This is a genomic window from Bradyrhizobium sp. LCT2 (genome assembly GCF_009931255.1).
Taxonomy (GTDB): Bacteria; Pseudomonadota; Alphaproteobacteria; order Rhizobiales; family Xanthobacteraceae; genus Bradyrhizobium; species Bradyrhizobium diazoefficiens.
Map to the genome: position 1 here is coordinate 6,198,918 of NZ_CP034432.1, position 19,998 is coordinate 6,218,915.

Annotated in this window: 19 protein-coding genes; 4 read left to right on the forward strand and 15 right to left on the reverse strand. The window is 63.1% G+C overall.

The window, feature by feature from the left end:
• Positions 1 to 3: 3 nt before the first annotated feature.
• The 7 genes from flgE to EI171_RS29790 all read right to left on the reverse strand — a co-directional run bounded on the left by flgE (position 4) and on the right by EI171_RS29790 (position 6,486).
• Complete coding sequence (gene flgE, locus EI171_RS29760) at positions 4 to 1,269, reverse strand: flagellar hook protein FlgE (RefSeq protein WP_161535445.1); 1,266 nt, start codon at positions 1,267 to 1,269, stop codon at positions 4 to 6.
• A gap of 19 nt (positions 1,270 to 1,288) precedes the next feature.
• Positions 1,289 to 1,957, reverse strand: a complete 669-nt coding sequence (locus EI171_RS29765; RefSeq protein ID WP_161535446.1) for a flagellar hook assembly protein FlgD — start codon at positions 1,955 to 1,957, stop codon at positions 1,289 to 1,291.
• A gap of 214 nt (positions 1,958 to 2,171) precedes the next feature.
• A complete protein-coding gene (locus tag EI171_RS29770; protein ID WP_028170776.1) occupies positions 2,172 to 2,444 on the reverse strand; it encodes a hypothetical protein in 273 nt (90 codons plus the stop codon).
• A 174-nt stretch (positions 2,445 to 2,618) separates the two neighbouring features.
• Complete coding sequence (gene fliS, locus EI171_RS29775) at positions 2,619 to 3,038, reverse strand: flagellar export chaperone FliS (protein ID WP_028170775.1); 420 nt, start codon at positions 3,036 to 3,038, stop codon at positions 2,619 to 2,621.
• A 21-nt stretch (positions 3,039 to 3,059) separates the two neighbouring features.
• A complete protein-coding gene (fliD, locus tag EI171_RS29780) occupies positions 3,060 to 4,748 on the reverse strand; it encodes a flagellar filament capping protein FliD (protein WP_161535447.1) in 1,689 nt (562 codons plus the stop codon).
• A 73-nt stretch (positions 4,749 to 4,821) separates the two neighbouring features.
• Positions 4,822 to 5,646: a flagellin gene (locus EI171_RS29785; RefSeq protein WP_011086476.1), complete on the reverse strand. Its 825-nt coding sequence runs from the start codon at positions 5,644 to 5,646 to the stop codon at positions 4,822 to 4,824.
• 141 nt (positions 5,647 to 5,787) lie between these two features.
• A complete protein-coding gene (locus EI171_RS29790) occupies positions 5,788 to 6,486 on the reverse strand; it encodes an RNA polymerase sigma factor (protein ID WP_011086475.1) in 699 nt (232 codons plus the stop codon).
• A gap of 509 nt (positions 6,487 to 6,995) precedes the next feature.
• Between EI171_RS29790 and EI171_RS29795 the strand changes: the two genes are divergently transcribed.
• The 4 genes from EI171_RS29795 (at position 6,996) to EI171_RS29810 (ending at position 12,417) form a co-directional block, all read left to right on the forward strand.
• Complete coding sequence (locus EI171_RS29795; protein WP_161535448.1) at positions 6,996 to 9,425, forward strand: hypothetical protein; 2,430 nt, start codon at positions 6,996 to 6,998, stop codon at positions 9,423 to 9,425.
• A gap of 67 nt (positions 9,426 to 9,492) precedes the next feature.
• Positions 9,493 to 10,821: a hypothetical protein gene (locus EI171_RS29800; protein ID WP_161535449.1), complete on the forward strand. Its 1,329-nt coding sequence runs from the start codon at positions 9,493 to 9,495 to the stop codon at positions 10,819 to 10,821.
• Between the two features lie 14 nt (positions 10,822 to 10,835).
• Positions 10,836 to 11,363, forward strand: a complete 528-nt coding sequence (locus tag EI171_RS29805; RefSeq protein ID WP_161535450.1) for a hypothetical protein — start codon at positions 10,836 to 10,838, stop codon at positions 11,361 to 11,363.
• Positions 11,364 to 12,096: 733 nt separating this feature from the next.
• On the forward strand, positions 12,097 to 12,417 hold the full coding sequence (locus EI171_RS29810; RefSeq protein ID WP_161535451.1) for an exonuclease domain-containing protein: 321 nt from the start codon (positions 12,097 to 12,099) through the stop codon (positions 12,415 to 12,417).
• Positions 12,418 to 12,426: 9 nt separating this feature from the next.
• On the opposite strand, the gene EI171_RS29815 is transcribed toward EI171_RS29810, so the two are convergent.
• From EI171_RS29815 to EI171_RS29850, 8 genes are all read right to left on the reverse strand, one after another.
• A complete protein-coding gene (locus EI171_RS29815) occupies positions 12,427 to 12,609 on the reverse strand; it encodes a hypothetical protein (protein WP_028170767.1) in 183 nt (60 codons plus the stop codon).
• Positions 12,610 to 12,654: 45 nt separating this feature from the next.
• Positions 12,655 to 13,770, reverse strand: a complete 1,116-nt coding sequence (locus EI171_RS29820) for a WD40 repeat domain-containing protein (RefSeq protein WP_161535452.1) — start codon at positions 13,768 to 13,770, stop codon at positions 12,655 to 12,657.
• Positions 13,771 to 13,778: 8 nt separating this feature from the next.
• Positions 13,779 to 14,087, reverse strand: a complete 309-nt coding sequence (locus EI171_RS29825; protein ID WP_028170765.1) for a hypothetical protein — start codon at positions 14,085 to 14,087, stop codon at positions 13,779 to 13,781.
• Positions 14,084 to 14,533: a hypothetical protein gene (locus EI171_RS29830; RefSeq protein ID WP_161535453.1), complete on the reverse strand. Its 450-nt coding sequence runs from the start codon at positions 14,531 to 14,533 to the stop codon at positions 14,084 to 14,086. The genes EI171_RS29825 and EI171_RS29830 overlap by 4 nt, the downstream gene beginning before the upstream one ends.
• Positions 14,534 to 14,548: 15 nt before the next feature.
• Complete coding sequence (locus EI171_RS29835; RefSeq protein WP_028170763.1) at positions 14,549 to 16,615, reverse strand: sigma-54-dependent Fis family transcriptional regulator; 2,067 nt, start codon at positions 16,613 to 16,615, stop codon at positions 14,549 to 14,551.
• Positions 16,616 to 16,715: 100 nt separating this feature from the next.
• Positions 16,716 to 17,210 (reverse strand): hypothetical protein, encoded by a 495-nt coding sequence (locus tag EI171_RS29840; RefSeq protein WP_011086465.1) that lies wholly within the window; start codon positions 17,208 to 17,210, stop codon positions 16,716 to 16,718.
• Between the two features lie 212 nt (positions 17,211 to 17,422).
• Positions 17,423 to 19,054, reverse strand: coding sequence for a molecular chaperone GroEL (locus EI171_RS29845; protein ID WP_161535454.1), 1,632 nt, complete (start codon positions 19,052 to 19,054; stop codon positions 17,423 to 17,425).
• A 105-nt stretch (positions 19,055 to 19,159) separates the two neighbouring features.
• Positions 19,160 to 19,993 carry an iron-sulfur cluster assembly protein gene (locus EI171_RS29850; protein ID WP_028170760.1) on the reverse strand — a complete coding sequence of 278 codons (834 nt, stop codon included), beginning with the start codon at positions 19,991 to 19,993 and terminating at the stop codon, positions 19,160 to 19,162.
• Positions 19,994 to 19,998: the final 5 nt, after the last annotated feature.

Here is a 19,998-nt window from a genome sequence, read left to right on the forward strand (position 1 = left end):
CACTCACCTCATCGCCGAGATCAGCGTGTCGTACATCTTGTTGACGGTCGAGATGACCTGCGAGGCCGCGGAATAGGCCTGCTGCGCCGAGATCATGCTGGAGAACTGGCTGCTGGTGTCTGTGGTCGAGGATTCCAGCTCGCTGCCGTAGATCGTGCCCGCGCCGTTCTCGCCCGAGGCCTGGAGAGCGGCGTTGCCCGACGTCACGGTTGCCGAATAGATGCCGTCGCTGCTTGCCGACAGACCGTTGGGATCGGCGAAGGTCGCCACCGCTATCTTGTAGATCGCAATCGTCTGGCCGTTCGAGTAGGTGGCATCAACCACGCCGTCCTTGCCGATCGAGACACTGGAGAGCTTGCCGTAAGACAGCCCGTCGGAATCGATGCTGGTGACGTTGACGGAGGGCGTGGTTTCGCCCGAGGCGTATTGCGTCAATCCATCGGTCTTGCCGACGGTGCCGAGATTGAGCGTGATCGAGCTGTCGGCGGCCCCATCGGTCCAGCCGGTCACCACGACGGTCGCCGGGCTCGGACTGGTGCTGGCGAGCGAGCCGTCGCTGTTGAAGGTGATGGCGATCGTGCCCGAGGCCGTCCCCGTCGCCGTCGTCGTGTCCGACGTGGAGGTCGGATTGGCAAAGCTCGCGCTCCAGGTGTTGGTGCCGGTCTTCGTCCAGGTGACCTGCATCGAGTTCGCCGCCCCCAGCGAATCGTAGACCGTCATCGAGCTGGTGTAGGTGTCCCCGGTCGCGGCGTCCGACGGCAAATTGGCCGCGACCGTCGTCTTGGTGGTGGCGCTGCCGCTGGTGGACGCGACCTGCGTGTTGATGGCCGTGAGGTTGCTCGCCGATTCATTGCCGACGACGTTGCCGTCGGCGTCCGTGCGCCAGCCTTCGAGATAGTTACCGTTGTTCTCCAGATAGCCCGCATTGTTGATGGTGAACGCACCGTTGCGGGTATAGGAGATCGTGCCGCCGGACGTGGAATTCGACACCGCGAAGAATCCGCTGCCCTGGATCGCGACGTCGGTGGCGTTCGAGGTCGCTGCAAGCAGACCCTGCTGGGTGATGTTGGCGCGGCCGGAGACGGTGACGCCGCCCGAGGCGTAGGAGGTCGCGTTGCTCGACGCGGTGACGAGCGCGTCGAACATCGCCGACGTCGTCTTGTAACCGGTGGTGTCGGAGTTGGCGATGTTGTCCGAGATCATCGACAGCGACTGGCTCTGCGCGCTGAGCGCCGAGATCGCCGAGGAAAGTGCGCCGGTGAGACTCATGATAAAACTCCGGATGAGATCAGGACGTGACGCCGATGATGTTGGCGGCGCTGACGGAGACGCCGCCGACCGTGAGCGACGGCGTCGAGGTCGAGGTGTCGATGCCGGTCACCGTGCCGGTGACGGTCGTGTAGTTGAGGACGGAGTTGCCGGCGCTATCGGTCGCGTTGACCGAGATCGTGTACTGGCCGCCGTCCGAGAGCTGGTTGCCGCTGGAGTCCTTGCCGTCCCAGGTGAAGCTGTTGGATCCGGAGTTGCCGGTGCCGGTGCCGGTCCACACCGTGTTGCCCGAGGAATCCTTGACGCTGATCGAGACGTTCGAGGCTGCAGAGGACAGCGAGTAACCGAACGTCGCGGAGCCATTGCTCAGCGACGCCGTATCGGTCTTGGCCTCGACGGTGTGGCCGATGTAGTTGACCGAATTCAGCGTCACGAGGCTGGAGAATGAGCTCGCCAGCGACGTCAGATTGCTGTTGATCGACTGCTGCGACGTGAAATTCGCGTAGGAGGTGAGCTGATTGATGAAGTCGGTCGTCGAAGTCGCGTTCAGCGGATCCTGGTTTTGCAGCTCGCTGACGAGCAGGCTCAGGAAGTCGCTCGACGTCAACGACGACGCGGAAGACGAGCTCGACGACGATAATGTCGTCGTCGTTGCAGTTGAGACGGAACTCGTCGCGGAAACGGTCATCGCACACCCCGGTTCTAGGCGACCGGCGCGCTCGCATTACGGAGCAGTTGCGCGCTGATCTCTGTGCAGATGAAACGGGACCGGACGGGAATTCAGGCGCGGATTTGCACACGCGCGATCACTGTTCGACTCGGCAAAATCTGCCGTGTGAAGACGTCAGGCAGAGATGAAGAACTGTGGGACGATCTCGATGCCGATGCGACGACGCGAGCGATCAGCCCCTCGCCGTCTCGCCCTCGGTAAGCGCCTCGGTGGCATCCGTGCCGCGCTTGGTCGCCGCGGCAACGATGCGGTCGGCGAGCCCCGCCGGCGCGCGCACCGGCGGCGCGGCCAGCGCCGCGCGGAGTGCCTGCGCCTGCGCGAGCAGGGCCTGCGCTTCAGCGGACCGGGACAGCAACTGTTCGGCGGACAGGCGGCGATCATCGGGCCAGCGCGAGACGTCCTCGCCCAGCCGATCGATCAGATCCTCAAACTCGGTGACGTCCATCGTCCGGATATCCGCCTCGCCAAGCCCGTCATAAAGCATTGCTGGCGCGCCGGAAACCGAATTCGCGCTGTGATCCGCGCCAAGCCGCGCCAGCACGGCCGGAACGGCCGCGAAAACAGCCGCCCGGACCCCCTCGCCCCGGTTATTCACGGGATCTATGAAACCGCCCGGCCGCTACCGTGACGGAGCCGAATCGGCCTTGCCGCCCCGGCTCGCCGCATCGACGAATTCCCACGCCTCGCGCATCTCGGCCAGGCCGGCGATGATCCGCCGAAAGCTCTCGCGGGCGTCCGGCCGACCATAGGCCCTCAGGCTCGCCAGGATGAGCGCGTTGTAGGTCTGGTAGAGCCGCTCGGCGACGTCCCGGCCATTGGTGAAATCGAGATTGTGGCTGAGCCCGCGCAGGATGGCGGTCGCCTTCATCAGGTGCTCATGTCCTTCCTCGAAGCGCCGCGACTCCTGGGCCACGAGTGCCTTCTGCAGGAAGATGGCGGCCCCGCCGAGCAGCATCGACACCGCCTTCAGCGGCGGCACCGTGGTCGCCGCTCCCCGATAGGCCTGGTTGGCCAAGTACGCCATCTGGTTATGCATCATCACTCACTCGGTTCCACGCTATCAATTGCTCGACGAGTTCAGCAGCGCCTTCAGATAGGTCAGCGTGCTGTTGGCGCTCTCGATCGCCGCCTGGTACTTCGCATATTGGGTCTGGAGCTGGGACTGCAGCGTCGACGCCGCGCTGTTGATGTCGTCGACCTTCTGCTGCAGATCGTCGTCGCGTGTCGTCAGATTGGTGATCAGGGTTTGCAACGCACCGCTCGACGAGGAATAGTTCTTCGCGAGCTGATAGAGCTGCGTGGCGAGACCTGACGTCGACGTCACCGTGATCGACTGCGAGGTCGAGCCGCTATAGGTGAAGGCCATGCCAGCATAGATCGATCCGGACGCGCCGATGATCGTGGTGCCGCTGACCGTGAATAACGAGGAATCGCCGCCGACCGAGGCCGAGGTCAGATTGCCGTCGGAATCCACCGTCAGATCCAGGGTGAAGGATTGCGGCGACGTCCCGGTGTTGACGACGCTGAGCTGGCTAGACGACGTCGTGGTCTGCGCCGACAGCAGCTTTGTCACGCCGCTCAGATTGGTGCTCAGGACATCCGACAGTGTCGAGGTGTCGAGCTCGAGCTCGTTGTTCTCGTTGAACGACAGACCGAGATCGGCCATCGTCAGTCCGCGGACGGTGCTGTTCAGGCTGTTCTGAAGCGCGTCCATGATGTTGCGCATGGTGCCGTCGCCGAACAGCACTGCACTCGAGGATGCCGTGCCGTCAGTGCCCGTCGCCTGCTGGGCGATGACCTCGTCACGAAACGCATTGTAGTTGGTGACGAAGGTCTCGAGCGCCGACTGGATCTGGCTGGTATCGGTCTCGATGCTGATGTTCAGCGACGTCCCGTCCGGCGTGGCCTGGAGCAGGTTGAAGGTGACCCCGGTCAGCACGTCGGAAATGTCGTTGGTGTCGCGGGTCATCGCGATGCCGTCGAGGGTGAACTCGGCCGACTGCGCCGCCTGGAGCACGTCGGTGAAGGCCCCTGAGCTGTCGGTTACGCCCAGCTTGCTGAGGATATCGTCGCCTGACGTGCTGGAATAGGTGATGTCGGCGGCGTCCGCCGTGCCCGTCAGCACCATCTCATAGGAGCCGCTCGACACCTGGACGATCGAGGCCTGCACATTGGTCGTCGAGGTCTGGGCATTGACGGCATCGACGACGTCCTGCAGCGACATCGTGCTGGTCACCGTGATATCGGATGTCGAACCGCCCGCGAGGCCGAGCGAGAAGGTGCCGGAATAGCCGAGCTCGGCGGTCTGGCTCGACTGCGAGGTGCCCACCACCTTGTGCGCGGTCGCGAGCTGGCTGATGGTCAGCGTATGGTCGCCAGTGGCGGCCCCGCTCTTGATGCTCATGGACAGCGTCGACGATGCGCTGACGTCGCCGGTTGAGCTGATGCTTGCGGAACGGGTCGAGAAAGCGTTGGTGACGAGTGAATTGACCACCGACGTCGCGAGCGACGCCAGCCCGGAATACAGCGTCTTCAGGTCGCTCTGCAGCGTCTGATAGGCCGAGATCTTGGCTTGGTTGCTGGTGATCGACGTCGAGATCGTCGTCGCCTGCGCCGTCTTGGCGTCAACGGCGGACTGGATCAGCGCCGACCAGTCGACGCTGCTCGAATTGGTCGTGCCGCTCGTGGTGATCGAGACCCCCGAGCTGGTCGTGCTGGTGCTGCTGGTGCTCGAACTGACGCTGGTCACGTGCCTGGCGATCCCTGGAAGGTGCCGGGCCGGCCTCTTGCCGGCCCGGTCAGATCATGATCAACGCGAACGCTTAGCCGAGCAGCTTGAGCAGGTACTGCGGCATCTGGTTCGCGGCCGCCAGCGCCGACACAGCAGCCTGGGTCTTTACCTCGGCCGACGACAGCTTCGACTGCTCGGCCGCGATGTCGACGTCCTTGATCGCGGAGTTGGCGTTCTGCAGGTTCTGGGTCTGCGTCGAGATCGAGTCGGCGCTGAAATTGAAGCGCGACTCCTGGGCGCCGATGCTGGCGCGCGCGGCCGAGACGGTGTCGATGGCGGTGTCCAGCGTGGTCAGCGCCGAGGTCGCGCCCGACTGGGTGCTGACGTCGAGCGAGGTGACGCTGAGCGAGGAAGCCGTCAGGCTCGACAGCGTGATGGTGATGGTATCGGAGCCGGACGAGCCGACCAGGACAGAGACGCCGGAAGCAAACACGCTGGAGCCGTCGAGCAGGCTCTGGCTGGAATAGCGGGTGCCGCTGGCGATCGAATCGATTTCGCTGGTGAGCTGCGAGAATTCCGAGTTGATGTAGGCGCGGCTGGAATCAGTCGTGGTGCCCGAGGCGGATTCGGAGGCCAGCGACTTCATGCGCGCGAGAATGTCGGAGATGTTGGAAGCGCCGCCGTCCGCGGTCTGCAGGATCGCCGTCGCCTGCGAGGCGTTGGTTGCCGCCTGCTGCAGCGTGGTGACGTCGGACGAGATGCGCGTGGAGATCGCCAGACCGGCGGCGTCGTCGGAGGCGGATGTGATGCGCGAGCCGCTCGACAGTTTTGAGAGCGAGCTGGTTTCCTGCGCGGAATTGACGTTGAGATAGCGGACCGCGGCATTGGCGGCGGTATTGGTGTTGATTGCGGGCATTGGAAGCTCCTGTGCTGATGGGCATGACGTGCCGCATCGTGGAAAGACTTACGACGACGCGGGCGCAGCCCCGTCCACCCGCTCAAACGAAGGAGCGCCGAACGATCAGGCGGGAAATCTTTCGAGAGCCGGATTTTATGGTTAGCAGTCGGTAAACGCGGTGCGGATGTCGCGTTCGTGCCGCCGCAGGAGCTGGCGCAGTTGCTGACGTCCGCGCTTGAGGAGCGATTCCACCGCGGCCACGGTAGAGTCCATGACCTCTGCGATCTCGCCGTTGCTCATGTCCTCATGATACGACAGGATCACCGCGATCCGCTGCTGCTCCGGCAGCCGCTGCATCGCCTCTTCCAGCATGCCGTTCAGCTCGTTGCGCTCGATCACGCGCGATGCATCCGGCCGTCCGTCGGCGACCTCGGGCACGGTATCGACATTCTCGGTGCGCGGCTTGCGGCGGAGGTCGATGCAGCGGTTGGAGATGACGCGATAGAGCCAGGTCGAGAACTTTGCGCGGCCATGCTGCCAGCGGCCGCGATGACTCCAGATCTTCAGCATGCTGTCCTGCACCACGTCCTCGGCGTCCGCCGCGTTGCCGACGATGCGCAGCGCGATCGCATAGGCACGATCGATGTGCCGCTCGACAAGCATCCGGAAGGCGGTCTCATCGTCAGCGGCAAGCCGATCGAGAAGCTCGCTGTCCTCGTCGAACACGACATCGGCCGCGACCGGCTCGCCGTCAGGCGCGATCGAAGCCGACGCGATCACCGGTGCGTTCGCTTCGCTCGTGATCGTCGTCGCGATCTCGGCTTCGGCGCGAGCAAAAACGTCCACCGCAAAACTCATCCCGCAATCTCCAACCCGCAATGCCGGCGGCGCATCTTCCACACGGCTTCCAGGCGTTGAACGCGAGGCGAAAACAATCCAGGCGCATAATTTTTGTTATTTTTCAAGATGTTAGTTGGAAGCTTTTGCCGGCCGGCCGGCAAAGATTGCCGACGGCGTGCGGCGAAGCGCGCACTCGTTCTGCAATCATCGACATCGTCTCGCATCATCGCGGATCATTCATCTCGAACAGAGCTGCACAAAAACGCTGTGATTACGCGGCACTGAACTGATCGCACCCATCACGCGACACGCGTGCGAATGATCGATTGTTTCCGAGTGGAAACGAACGCGAGACAACTTTTTCACTCGGCAGTTTTTGCCGAATCACAATTCGAACCTAGCGGATTTTTCTATTCTGTCAGGCGCGAGATGCGCGATTTCGAATCGCACATCGATTATTTTCGCCATCGCACGCCTGAATTCGTCCGCACGCACGTTGATCGCTTCGATTGGCGGAGAATTTCGGGATGAACGTCGCAACGGTCGACGCACAGCGTCGCGCGCAAATTGTTTCTGCTTGGTCGTTCGATGTTTTCGATACGTTTCTGATGCGCGCCTGCACGACGCCGGATGGTGTGTTTGAAAGGACTTACGAGCTATCGGGCATTTCAAGAACTTGTCCGAATGTTTCCGCCAGTTTCGTTCAGCATCGCATGCAGGCCGAATCACGTGCACGCCGGACCGCGAAGGAGACGCGGGGGACCAGCGAAGTGCACATCGACGACATCTATTCCTTCTTTCCGTTCAGGCTGTTCGGCCTGAAGCGCGCACATCTGCGCGATCTCGTCGACGCCGAGTTCGAGGCCGAGCTCGAGCTCTGCCGCGTCAACCCGGACATGCTCCGGCAATATCTGGACATGAAGCATTTGGGCCATCGGGTCGGGTTCATCTCCGACACCTATTGGAACTCGGACCAGCTCGCGCGCCTGTTGCGCGCCTGCCGTCCGGGATTGTCCTGGGACTTCCTCTATGCGTCCTGCGACCACGGCAGCAGCAAGAGCGAAACGTTGTTCGCAACATACCTCACATACCTCACTGAGCAGAACGTTGATCCGGCAGCATCCTTTCATATCGGCGACAATGACCGCGCCGACATCAAGGGCGCGAAGCGCCACGGCATCCGCCCGCGCTATTATCCGCAGGCCGGTCAGCAACTCGCGTCAAGATTCCAGCGCGAGACCGCGATATTCGAGCTGCTGTGCCCGGGGCAGCCTGCGCGGCTTGACCATGGCGCGCGTACGCTGCGGCGCATGGTGGCGGCGCGCAGCGCGGAGAGGCCGCCGGCCTATCACTTGGGGTTGACGGTCCTCGGCCCGATCATGACGGCGTTCGACGTCTTCGTTGCTGATCGCTGCGCGGAGCTCGAGGAGCCCGGCCGGCGGGTCGCCGTCGGCTTCCTCGGGCGCGACGGCTTTCTGTCGCACCGGATTTGGCACAGCGGTCGTGACGCCGCATCCGCCTATGTCGAAATCAACCGCCGCGTCAGCCTGATCGCCTCGGCTGACACCATGCAGCCGCTGCTCGACCTGCTCGGAAAAGTCTTGAAGATCGACGCGCCGACCTTTCGCGACATGCTGAAAGTGCTGCCATCAGCAGTCGCGGACTTCTTCGCACAATGTCCCAACGGGATCGCGACCGGCGCTGCGCTGGCGGATGCCCTGCCCGAGCTGATGGACGCGCGGGAGATCACCAAGCTTGCCGCAGGCCAGCGCGCCCGGCTGCTTGCTTATCTCCGGCATGTCATCCCGGATTTCGATCGCTGCACCGATCTCGTGCTGGCCGATCTCGGCTATTCCGGCAGCGTCCAGAAGGCGCTGCGCCGCATCTTCGACCAGGAGGGCATCGCGATCCGCCTGCACGGCGCCTATTTGATCTCGCTTGACGACACTCTTGACGATCTTGCCGACTGCGATACCGCTAAAGGCTTCATCTCCGATCTCGTGGTCACCCCGCACGTCAAGCGCATGCTGATCCGCAACGTGGCCCTACTCGAGCAGATCTGCTGCTCTGCCGACGGCTCGGTGCGCGATTACGACGGCGCGCAGGTGCTGCGCGAGATCAATCCGCGACCGGGAGTCCAGATTGCTCTGGCCTCGGAGATCCAGGCGGGCGCGCTCGCCTATGCGGCAAACGCTGGCAAAATTGCTGCCGCCATCGGGCTCGAGCCCCATGCGGCGCCCGATATCGCAGCGCGCTGGAGCGCGGCGACGTTGGCGCGGCTCCTGCTGCTCCCGGACGACGACGAACTGGCGTTGCTCGGCGAGCTCAAGCACGACATCAACCTCGGGACGCACGCGTTGGCGCCGATGCTCGACACGGGCTTCATCCGCGATCAACTCACCGCGCGAGGCCTAACCGCCGCGTGCACCTCGGCCGCGCCGCCGATGTGGCTTGCGGGCAGCTTTGCTGGCTTGTCCCCGTCGCACGCCTATCTCTACGCCTTGTTCGGAGCGAACCGCTTGCCCGCCGATGTCTTCGAGGAGACGCCTTGCGGCGCGTTGCAGGTGGGACTGTTCCGGGCGAATGGTGACGCCGCGGTCGAAACCGTCACCATGTTCCGCACCGGACTTGGCGAACTGCGCCTGCGCATTCCGGTATCGCGCGCCATGGCCATCGCCATGATCGCGCTGCCGCTGGCGAAGGCCGCGCGCGACGGTCAGCTTCACGGCGTGACCATGCAGCTCGGCGACAGCGTTCGCGACGCCGCCGAGAGCCAGGACGTGGCGGGCGTCCCGGCGGAACGGTTGACCTATGCGGGCCTGACGCTGACCGGAGCCTCCTATCACGCTACGGACGACGAAGGTCGCCTGCAGATCCCGGTCGGCCCGCTGGCACGCGAGATCGCGATCTATTCGGTGGCCATCACCCCACTCGGTCACGCGGACCATCGCGATTAGTGCGCCCGGATTAACCCCCTCGGCCGTTGGAGTGTACGGGCCGGCATGACGCAAGGGGGCACGGGAATTGACCGACGACACGCACGCAAAGCTCGACAACCTCCTGCGGTCGGCGAACATCCGGCTCGGCCGGATCCAGCGGAACCGCCTCGCCTGGCTGGTGGACCGCTACGGCGCTCCGACGCTCGGCGGCCATTATGAGGGGCTGCGTCACGGCGGGGTCATCGTCCTGACGGAGCCGCCGAGCGGTGCCGCGGCCGAGCTGTTCTATCGCTCGCTGCATTCCGGCTGCGCCGTCGCCATTCCCTTCGGCGAAAATCCCGGCTTCGACTTCCTCAAGTCGAAACTCACCGAGTTTGGCACGGTCAGCCCGAGCGCCGAGGGCCCGCACGAATTGTGGTGGGGCGGCATCGGCTGGTCAAAGCTGTCAGCGAGCGCCGATGGCGCCACGATCCGGCCGCGCATCGTCTCCTATTATCCATTCGGCAGCGATCCCGACGACATTCGCAGCCTGCGCCGATCGCTCGACGAGTTGGAGCTCGATTCGCATATCGAGCCGGTCGCGGCCGAGCTCGGCGAACAAGTGCTCTGTTTCGAGAAGGCCGAGTTCCTGGCCCGGATGTGGCAACGCTACAGCGAGCCGCTACTGTTCGTCGAAGCCGGCGCAACCCTGTGCGAGGCGCCCTTGCTGCCGTCGGCGCTCGGCTGCGACGTCGCGCTCCACAAATGGAACCGCTGGGAAATGTCGGCGCGCACGCTTTATCTCGGCCGCACCGCGCGCGCCGGGCAGTTGCTGCGGAGTTGGCACCATCTCGCGGCGTCATATCCGTCAATCTGGGACGGCTATCTGCTCGACCAGGCCTGGGGCCTCACCTCCTCGGAAGGGCCGCTCGACACGGTGTGGCTGCCGCGCTCCTACCACGCCATGAAAGGCGACCTCGCCGCCGCACGCGCCACCATCCTGCACAGCGAGCAGACCACGACGACCAGCCTCGGCCCCGATCCGGGCTTCGCCGGCCTCGTCCGCGCAGCGCGCCGTGCGGGCCGAACCGGCGCGCGCGACGCCTTCATGGTCATGACGTCGGAAGCCGCCAACGAGAACGGCGTCGCCGTGATCCTGCGCGACATCGAGGCCAATGACGCCCGCGCCGTGGCCGCCATGGTGGAGGCCGTAACCGGCGCCTTTGCAACCGATTGCGGCGGATACAAGCGCTTCGAGCTATCGTTGTGCGCCCTGAAGGACGATCTCGGTGCGGCCCGGGCGGTGGCACAGCAGGCGCGCTATCGCATCCTTGAGATTGCGCCGGGCCAGTCGATCCCGCGCGATTTCTTCGCCGCGCATGCACATCACCCCGCCGATCACGCGGTCATGACCGCCCGCCATCCCTTTCCCTGACGGACATCAGCGCCATGCTCAAGACCATCATCCTGCTTACCCAGACCGTCCAGCAGCAGCGCCCGCTCGCAAATCTGCTGCGCGAGTTTAATCCGGATCTCGCCTTCTGCTCCGCGCTCTCCGCCCAGGATCTTGCCGCCATCGCACCCGACATCCTGCGTGACGCCCGCCTGGTCTCCTTTGCCAATGACATTCCCGTGTCCCAGAAATTCCTGCTCCGGCTCGGCCACGGCGCCTACAAATTCCATGTCGCGCCGGTGCAGTATCCCGGTCTTCCGGCGTCGCACGACGACAGCGAGGACCCGCGCTGCTTTTCGGCGATCGCGCAATCGATCGCGATCTGGCCGGACTGCCGCCGCGTGGTCGGGCTTGAGACCGTGACCGTCCCTGACGACGCCACCCCCACGGAGCGCGAGCGGTTGATCTTCACCCGGCTCGCGCATCTGTTCTGGCGGATGTCGAGCCTGATCGCGAGGGACGCAGAAATTCGCGGTATCATCGACAGCACAGAGAGCAAGCCTACGTTTGCACAGATGAACTGAGTAGGGATCTAAGAGCTGAACCGTTTGATCGGAGAAGCCTGGATCGTGGATGTGATGACGGGAAGATCTGCGCAACACGCGGGACGCCTTACCGATGGATAACTGGCGCACACCGTCGCTTCATCCGCCAGCAGACTGCCGTCATCAACTTGATCCGCGCCTATTGTGTCGAATTCGGGATTGTCGCCCGGTCGGTCACGGGGTTGTCGAGCAACTATTGGAAGTGGTCGCCGATATAGCGAGCGTCTTCTTGAAGGTGCCCCAGGCCTGATCACGTTAGCTGTGAAGAGACTTTTTCTTGATCTCCCAGTGCAAACGTCGTGCACATGCTACCCTCTAACCAACTGAAGATATTGAACTCTCGCTCCGATCCATCATGGGCCAAGTTTGAGCTAGCTCCAGCAAATAAGGCCCGAGCCCGCCATATCGACAATCGTACCTCCGCACCTTCGGCTGCAAACTGCGCCGCCCGGGAATCGGTGGTTGTGAGAGCGCGCGACACCCGGCTCTTGTGCTTGCTTGAACGCGCCATTCCAACGCTGGCCGCGAAGAGTGACAATTGCCTCCGAAGGCAAAGGTCACACGTTCGACTCGTGTCCGGCGCGCCGGTAAAATCAGCTATTTACGTAATAGAACGCTTTCTAAGAATAACTCCGGGTAAGCGCCAACTGAGCCTCCGTGATAGATCCAGCCGCGATGCGGGGCAGCTGTAGCCCGAGGATCGAAACCCCCAATGCTAGAGGACCTGCCCCTGGCCGCCATGGCCGAGGCATTGGCCAAATCCTCCGACCATCGTGTGCTTCGGCGCTTGGTGCGTCGGGAAGCTTTCACTCCATCCGACGAGCAAGTGACCAAAACTGGCATCCTGATTGATGTCGAGACGACTGGCCTAGATCAACATGAAGACGAAGTCATCGAGCTGGGAATGGTCAAGTTCGACTACGTGCCCCGGAAAAGCCGGGGCACTAGAGGGGCACGTCCGCTCGGCGTGTTTGACGAAAATAGCTCCGCCATGGCCTACCGCACCCGCCGCTGCCGCGATCGTATGCAGTAAGACGACACGTCACTGTGTTGCTGCGCTTCGCTCGAACGCCCTATTTTCGACGATGAACCTCGCCGCCAGCACCAAGGCGCCCATCGAGAACTCTTTTCCGTGCGCGGCGATCATGCGCTCCGATAGTTCCGCCAGCTCTTTGAAGAACTGATCCTTACTTTCGGCTTCATTTAGCAATCGTGCTACTGTCATAGATTTCCTCCTGGTGCTCGCAAGGCTCTCCGCCCCGGTTCGCTGTTACTTGAAGATTTGCGGCGGAAACGTCACGATCGCCGCTTCTCCGCCGCACGTTCCGACTGCAAGATGCTGGCCATCGGCGGACCATCGAAGGGCTTGGACGGCGCCCCCACCGGGCGGTTTGACAACCAATTCGTCGGGATGTCCGATCCTCGCGACGACGACCCTGCCGTCGCTGTACCCTGCCGCGACCAGGGGACGCCCGGGGTGCATATCTACCGCCTTGACGAGGATGAATCCGCCACGACCGGTGCTGAGGCTCGTCGGCTGCTTGCTTCCGTCGTCGAGGCTGGAAACGTCCCATGCGATCAAGCGGTAGGCCCCGCTCGTAACAAGAACGCGCGAGTCTGCACTCCACGAAAGAGACGTAACGCCCGCAGGATAGCCGGACATCCGGACGGTCCGCGCATCGGCAAGGCGCAACAGCACGATGCCAACTTCTGCGACGGACATCGCCAACCAGCTTCCGTCGGGACTCCACGACAAGCTCGAGATTGAGCCCAAGGCCATTGAGACGGTGGGCTCAGGCCGCGGTCCGAAGGCACGCACGAGCAGGCAACCGTCAGCTCCTATCGCGAAGCTCCGACCGTCTGGCGAGACGGCCATCGCGGATGAACGGCCTCCCGCACGCTTCTGAAGCCATCCGACCTCGCCGTTGGAATCGCAGTATATGACCGACTCGCCGGAAGCAGCCAGAATGCCGCCGGCATGCACCGGGGCGACGAGATCAATCGGTGCCCCGAGCTTCGCGGCTTGTCGGGTGACACCGGATGCCGACACATGCAATAACTGGCTGCCATCGCTTGCGATGAAGCCCGAAGGCTCGATCGAGGCGAGATGAAGCGAAGCATCACTGATGACGACTTTCGTCAACGGCGGGACCGGATTCCGCCGCGGGGAGATCGTCGACCGGCCGCCGTCCAAGGCCATACGATAGCGATCTTTCGGCGGATCGCTATCGGCCAGCGGAGCGATGGCTAGAGAGCCGTCTGCAAGCGCGAACGCCACTGCCTGTCCCGCAGCGTCGAACGTCGCGTTCGTAACGAGCGCCCCCATGGTCCAATGCCGACCAAGCAGTTCATAGAGCGTAGCGGTCTCAGCTTCCATCGTGTCCATCGGTCGTCTCACCTGCCGGTCGCAATACACCTGTCGAGTTCTTCAAGGCGTCGTTCCAGCGCGGCGCATTGGGCGTCGCATGTTGCCATTCCGGCCTTTGCTTCTTTCAAGCGCTCGTGCGCTTCCTCGATAGCGTAGGCGAACGCATGCGAACCGCCTGTCGCCGCAATCTCCTGCTCAATCCTCTGAATCTCGAATTCTGCTCCACCAGCAAGCTGACGGTTCAGAAGGTTCCACGATTGAGCGGCCGATATCTGCTGAACGACGAACAACCGCTCCTTCAGCATTTCGACAAGGACTTCCGGATCGACACTCATGCGCTCGATTCGATTTGATCCAGGATCCGCTGGAGGCCCCGGGCATCGGATACGAAGTGTTGCTGCGCGTCATTAACGTGAGATTGCAGCGAGTCCCACAAATCGACCCTCAGCAACCGCGCAGGATCGCCCGCCATCGTCTCGATGGTCTGGAGGCCGAACCGATGCCGCAAGCCGATACCCTGCAATACGAAATCCGACAGCTCGCGTGCATGCGTTTCGACGAAAGGGCGCAGTAGCGGATGTACGCTGTAGCTCATGCCGCGCTTTGCGAGCTCGGTCTCGATGAACATGATGAAATGTCGCACCAGCAAGCTTTGGCTTTCGCCAACCAGGCGCATCACGAAAGTGACGTCGCGGTCGGCGCGCGCAAGGATCTGCGAGGCCAGCGTCGCCGCGGGGGCCGGACCTTCCCCGCCCTTTTGTTCATCCCAGACAGCCGCCATGCCAGCCCCCGATCGCTAGGTCCGGGAACGGTATTGGTGCAACTTGCGGTACAGCGTAGCGCGCGAAAGCCCCAGCTTTTCCGCGGCAGCGGCAATATTGCCGCCGGCGTTTGCGACGGCTCTCTCGATGGCACGACGTTCCATCTCGTCAAAGCGCGCGATCTCGTCACTCTCCGATCCCGTCGCGCTTTTCTCCGACTGCACGGAGATTGAGGGAGGTTGAGCCGGCGCCACCTCCACGAAATCCTCTGGCAGGTCCCTGGGAGTGACGATGCCGGTGATCGTCATCAGCACGAGGTTCTCAATCAGATTACGCAGCTCGCGAACGTTTCCCGGCCAGGAATAGCGGCGCAGCAACTCCATAGTGGCCGCCTCGAACCGCAGCGGCTGGGTGCTGTAGATCGTGGCGAATTGCCTGTTGAAGTGATCGATCAGGATCTCGACATCGCCCAGCCGATCGCGGAGCGGCGGGATGGTGAACTTGACGACGCCGATCCGGAAGTACAGATCCTTGCGGAAACGTCCCTCGGCCACTTCCTGCTTCAAATTCCGATTGGTCGACGCCACCAGCCGAACGTCCACCGGGCGCGCCTTGCTGTCACCCAGTCTGTACACCGCGCGCTCTTCCAGCACACGGAGCAGGTAGGGTTGCAGGTCCATCGGCATCTCGCCGATCTCGTCTAAGCTGAGCACGCCGCCATTGGCAAATTCGAACCGCCCGGGCCTTCCCTCGCGCGTAGCGCCGGTATAAGCGCCCGGCGCATGCCCGAACAATTCGCCGCCGAGCAACTCTTTCGACACCGCACCGCAATTGAAGGCAACGAACGGCTCCTTGCCCGTCTTCAGACTGGCGGCATGAACCAGGCGGGCGAACAGTTCCTTGCCGACGCCCGTCTCGCCCTCGAGCAGGATCGCGGTCCGGCCGAGGGCCGCCCGCTCAACTTTCTGCACCACGTCCAGCAGTGCCTCGCTGCATCCGACGATCGCTTCCTTTGCCGACATCAGGGCAGTGCGGGCTGTCGGCGACATCTCGGATGCAGCAGGATGGGTTCGCGGCTTCGAAGCAAGCACGAGCATTGCGCCCTTCACGACCCCGTCAACGATCAGTGGCTCGATCCGCTGCTCGCGCAGCTCCTCGGGCAACCCCTCGGCCAAGTCTTCGCCCAACAGGCCTTCGCGACTTGGAAGGATCTGTGACCCAATGCTCAACTCACGAGACTGCGTGATCCGCCGCCAGCGAGCCGACGCCATATCGTTGTGATGGACGACCCGACCAAACCGATCCAGGATCACCACGCCGTCGGCACTGCCCATCCCTGGCATTCGACAAATGCTTGCCTCGAGAAGGCGTATTCTTTCGAGCCGGATCTTCTCCGAGAGCGCAAGCTCAATATGATTGGCCGCGATCACCGCCAGCGCGACATTGTGACGATGAAAGATCGCCTGGGGGCCGGAAAAATCGATGATGCCTATGATGCTGCCGTCGATCGGGCTACGAATGGGGCTACCGACGCAGGTCCAGGCCTTGATGCCCTCGGAAAAATGCTCCGCGGCGTGGACATGAACCGGCTTTCCTGTGACGAGCGCCGTGCCAATGCCGTTGGTGCCGGTCACCGTCTCTCCCCAGGCGGCGCCGACTTCGAGGCGAATATCGTGCCCGGCATCGATCGTCCTCTGATCGCCCCCGACATCAAGCACGACACCATTCCTGTCGGTGATGACCAGCATTGTGGCCGCATCGCCAAGTACTTCCGCAACGCGGCGGAAAGTCTGGGCGCTGGAGCCTAGCAGATCATCGTTCTTCAGACGCAGCTCATAGAGATCGTCCGGCGAAGTCACGAAGCTGCTGCCCCTGCAATGGGCGTTGACCCCCGACTTGATGCTGCGCTGCCATGATTCTTCGATGATGCCTCGCACCAGAGCGCTCTCGCGCTTTGCATCTCCGAATGTCAGGAAGTTTTCCCACGCCTTGTTGGTCTCCCGTTCATCGTACGGCCGTCCCTGCTCCGCATCCGCGGCCTCCGGGATTTTGTAGCCTTCCAGGGAAAACGGCGGCTTAGCCATGAAGGTTTCCGTCAGCATTGGAGCACCAAACCTATATTGGCAAACAGCAGCTTGATCAGCAGAAACGACATGAGCCGGGCCAATGAGATCGTGCTCTCACCGGCTCGGCTTACGCAGATCATTCGACCGTTCTGGCGATCGCATCCAAACCGAGACGGCCTGAGATGATCTGCTCCAGGCGCGCTTCCGACGCCTCATCGGGTACGCTCACTCCCTCAAGGTCTATCAGGACCCTGTGCAATTCGACATCGAGCGGCTCGAAGATCCCATTCTCTCGCGTCGCCAGAGCGAAGTGTCGCGATTGCCCGCCGCCGCGCAATTCACCGACAAAATGGAGTTGCCGCCCTGACGCGAGATCGGCAATCACGACGCGGCCGTTATAGCTGATCCGAACATAGGGCTCGATCTCCCTCGGGCGAGCCCGAGGCGTGGACCAAAGCTTGCCCGACGGCTGAGGCTCAGAGGGAGGCGTCGGATTGCGCAACTCCTGCCAGCGCCCGAGCGTCAGATGATTGGCGAGCGAATTGATCTTCGTGCGGTTCTTCTGAAGGAAGTCCTTCGCCTTGAGCTCTTCGCGGTGCGGACCGTCGCGCTTGGAGATGATGTAGGCCATGTCCCGGTTCCTCCTGCCCCGGCTGGTCGGATGACCGTGGAGGCTTATGATTTGCCTCCTTCGGGCTCATGCCGAAGCTCGCAAGATTGTAGCTGTTTCCAGATCGTTGTCACCGTCCATTCATTCGATCGTGACGGTCAAGCCATCGCCGTATTTGGCGCGCCACGTCGGCCATTGACGCCCTGTCGGAACGCGAACCGCGTTCATCTGCTTCAGGCCCGCCCAAGCTTTTCTGCCCCGCCGCCCAACGCAGGACCCTGCGTCGGATCGACATACTCCGGCACATCGGCAACCAGCGTGTTGGTCGTCAGCACCAGCGTGGCCACGGAAGCGGCATTTCGAAGCGCGGTATACGTCACCCTGACCGGGTCGACGATGCCGGCAGATACCATGTCGATGAACACGCCGTTTGCAGCGTCGAACCCGACCCCGGCCCGCGAACTTTGCAGCTCGGCCACAACCTTCGCCGCATCATGGCCGGCATTTCGGGCGATGAAAGCGGCAGGACGCGACAGGGTCTCGCGCACCAGCTTGATGCCTTCACCCAGGTCTCCGTTGATGTTGCCGAGGGCGCGCACCACCACCGGCGCGCACTGCGCCAATGCCGTCCCGCCCCCCGGCACGATGCCCTCCTCGGCCGCAGCACGCGCCGCGCTGAGCGCATCGTCGATCAACTGGATCGTACGCTTCTGCTCGACCGGCGTGACGCCGCCCGCAAAGATCACGGCGGTCCCACCCGAGAGCTTAGCCAGGCGTTCCTTGAGCTTGTCCTGCTCGATGTTCGGCGGCGCCAGATCGTGCTGCTTGGCCACCTGCTGTCGGCGCGCGGCGATCGCCGCATCGTCCCCGCCGCCCCGGATGATCACCGTTTCGCGCGCACTGGCCCGAACCTGCCGCGCAGTGCCGAGGTCGGCAAGGCTCGCCTCTTCCAGCATGCCCCCGAGTTCGCGGGCGATGACCCGCCCCCCGGTGATGATGGCGAGGTCATCCATCATGGCCTTGCGCCAGTGGCCGTAGTCGGGCGGATTGACCACCAGAACCTTGCCGCGGTTGCCTTCGCCGAGCAGCGTGACAACCACTTCCGGGGCGATCTCTTCGGCGACAATGACAAGCGGCTTCCCGGTCTCCGCGACCCTCGCGCGCACCGCCACCAACTCGCCCGGCGCCTTGATTTTCAGGTCCGTCAGGAGAATGTAGGGCTGTTCCAGCACCACCTCCATCTTCTCCACGTCCGTTACCATGTGATGCGAAATGTAGCCACGGTCGAACGACATGCCCTCGACCACCTCGAGCGTCGTACTCGTGGTCAACCCGTAGTCGGAACTGATGATACCATCCTTGCCGACGCGCTCGACCGCCTCGGCGATTAGATCGCCCAGATGAGAGTCGGTCGACGCAATCGTTGCCACCGCCCGTAGCGTCCTGCGGTCCGAGACCGGAATTGCCGCACTCTTCAGGCTCTCGACGACGACTTCGACGGCGCGGTCGATCCCCTTGCAGAGATCGACCGCCTTGGCGCCGCGCTCGAGGGCCGCGACGCCGCCTTGAATGAGACCGTTCGCGAGTACCATCGCCGTCGTCGTACCGTCGCCAGCGACTTCGTTGGTCTGCATCGAGACTTCGCGTACCACCTGGGCGCCCATGTTCTCGAAGCGATCCGGCAATTCGATCTCGGAGGCGATGGTAACGCCATCGCGCGACACGATGGGCGTGCCGATCGGCCTGTCGACCATCGCGTTCATGCCCTTGGGACCGAGCGTCGATTCGATCGCGGCGGCCAGCTTCTGGACTCCACGCGCAAGAGCGCGGCGAGCTTCTATGTCATGCAGCAAGACTTTTGGCATTGCGTTTCACTCCCACGTGATCGTTTCTCGGTCGTCAGGCCGGGCGAACTTGATGTCCGCTCCGATTTGTCGGCACCCACAGGTCGCACGCGTATCAGCGCGACCTCACGCAAGCGCCGCGGAATGCTTGTTCATTGCAGGCGATCCGGAAGACCGCACGGCGCAGCCACTGCCGCAACCTCCGCACGGAGCTGGCGTCTGCTCCGCGCGATCCGCGTCCAGCTCGAGATAGCGCACCGCAAGAAGGCCCCGGCATAACGAGCTGTTGAACTCCATGTTGATGCGCACGCCTCGCAAGCGCTGCAAATACGACGCCATTTCGTGGCGCTTGATGGGGGCCCCATCGTAGGTAACAAAGGCCGGGTCGGCCGGGAGATCGGCGAGGCGCCGCTCAACCAGAAGCTCGCGATAGCGCGGCTTCTGGCGCGCAACTTCTTCCGAGTCGAAGTTGATCGCGTCAAACGCGCTCAGACTCATGCGGCAAATCGCGGGATCCTCATAACCCAGCCCGCGCAATGCCAGGATCATGACCTCCTGGCGCCGCTCGAACGCCTTGCGGCGGAATTTCTCCCGCAGATCGTCAAGTGAACCGCCGCTTGCGAAATCCTTGAGCGCCTCGCCAAACGACCTACCCTCGCGGACGCCCCGGTTGATCTCCTCGGCGACCATATGGTCCCGAAGCTGCGGGCGGGCTTCGCGAACCCAAGGCAGCGAGGACACCGCCCGACGCATATCGTCGGCCATAAGGAACGCGAAGTTCGCCGAACACCAGTAGGTCGGCAGGCGAAAGACGATGTCGACTCCATCAACATGATCGACCGTGACCCGCTCGACGAATCCAAGCTCGGTGACCGGTTCGTCCAGCTCGGGATCCGTGACCAGCGCGAGGCGCTCCCACACCTCATTGGTCTTGCGATCATGCTGATGGAGCGCGTTCATCGGCT

Bases quoted from the DNA above. Each gene is read 5' to 3' on its own strand.
- EI171_RS29805 (WP_161535450.1), top strand. From the start codon at position 10,836: ATGCTCAAGACCATCATCCTGCTTACCCAGACCGTCCAGCAGCAGCGC.
- EI171_RS29850 (WP_028170760.1), bottom strand. From the start codon at position 19,993: ATGAACGCGCTCCATCAGCATGATCGCAAGACCAATGAGGTGTGGGAG.
- EI171_RS29790 (WP_011086475.1), bottom strand. From the start codon at position 6,486: ATGAGTTTTGCGGTGGACGTTTTTGCTCGCGCCGAAGCCGAGATCGCG.
- EI171_RS29845 (WP_161535454.1), bottom strand. From the start codon at position 19,054: ATGCCAAAAGTCTTGCTGCATGACATAGAAGCTCGCCGCGCTCTTGCG.
- EI171_RS29815 (WP_028170767.1), bottom strand. From the start codon at position 12,609: ATGACAGTAGCACGATTGCTAAATGAAGCCGAAAGTAAGGATCAGTTC.
- EI171_RS29825 (WP_028170765.1), bottom strand. From the start codon at position 14,087: ATGAGTGTCGATCCGGAAGTCCTTGTCGAAATGCTGAAGGAGCGGTTG.
- EI171_RS29770 (WP_028170776.1), bottom strand. From the start codon at position 2,444: ATGGACGTCACCGAGTTTGAGGATCTGATCGATCGGCTGGGCGAGGAC.
- EI171_RS29835 (WP_028170763.1), bottom strand. From the start codon at position 16,615: ATGCTGACGGAAACCTTCATGGCTAAGCCGCCGTTTTCCCTGGAAGGC.
- EI171_RS29785 (WP_011086476.1), bottom strand. From the start codon at position 5,646: ATGCCCGCAATCAACACCAATACCGCCGCCAATGCCGCGGTCCGCTAT.
- EI171_RS29765 (WP_161535446.1), bottom strand. From the start codon at position 1,957: ATGACCGTTTCCGCGACGAGTTCCGTCTCAACTGCAACGACGACGACA.
- fliS (WP_028170775.1), bottom strand. From the start codon at position 3,038: ATGATGCATAACCAGATGGCGTACTTGGCCAACCAGGCCTATCGGGGA.
- EI171_RS29830 (WP_161535453.1), bottom strand. From the start codon at position 14,533: ATGGCGGCTGTCTGGGATGAACAAAAGGGCGGGGAAGGTCCGGCCCCC.
- EI171_RS29840 (WP_011086465.1), bottom strand. From the start codon at position 17,210: ATGGCCTACATCATCTCCAAGCGCGACGGTCCGCACCGCGAAGAGCTC.
- EI171_RS29810 (WP_161535451.1), top strand. From the start codon at position 12,097: ATGCTAGAGGACCTGCCCCTGGCCGCCATGGCCGAGGCATTGGCCAAA.
- flgE (WP_161535445.1), bottom strand. From the start codon at position 1,269: ATGAGTCTCACCGGCGCACTTTCCTCGGCGATCTCGGCGCTCAGCGCG.
- EI171_RS29795 (WP_161535448.1), top strand. From the start codon at position 6,996: ATGAACGTCGCAACGGTCGACGCACAGCGTCGCGCGCAAATTGTTTCT.
- EI171_RS29820 (WP_161535452.1), bottom strand. From the start codon at position 13,770: ATGGACACGATGGAAGCTGAGACCGCTACGCTCTATGAACTGCTTGGT.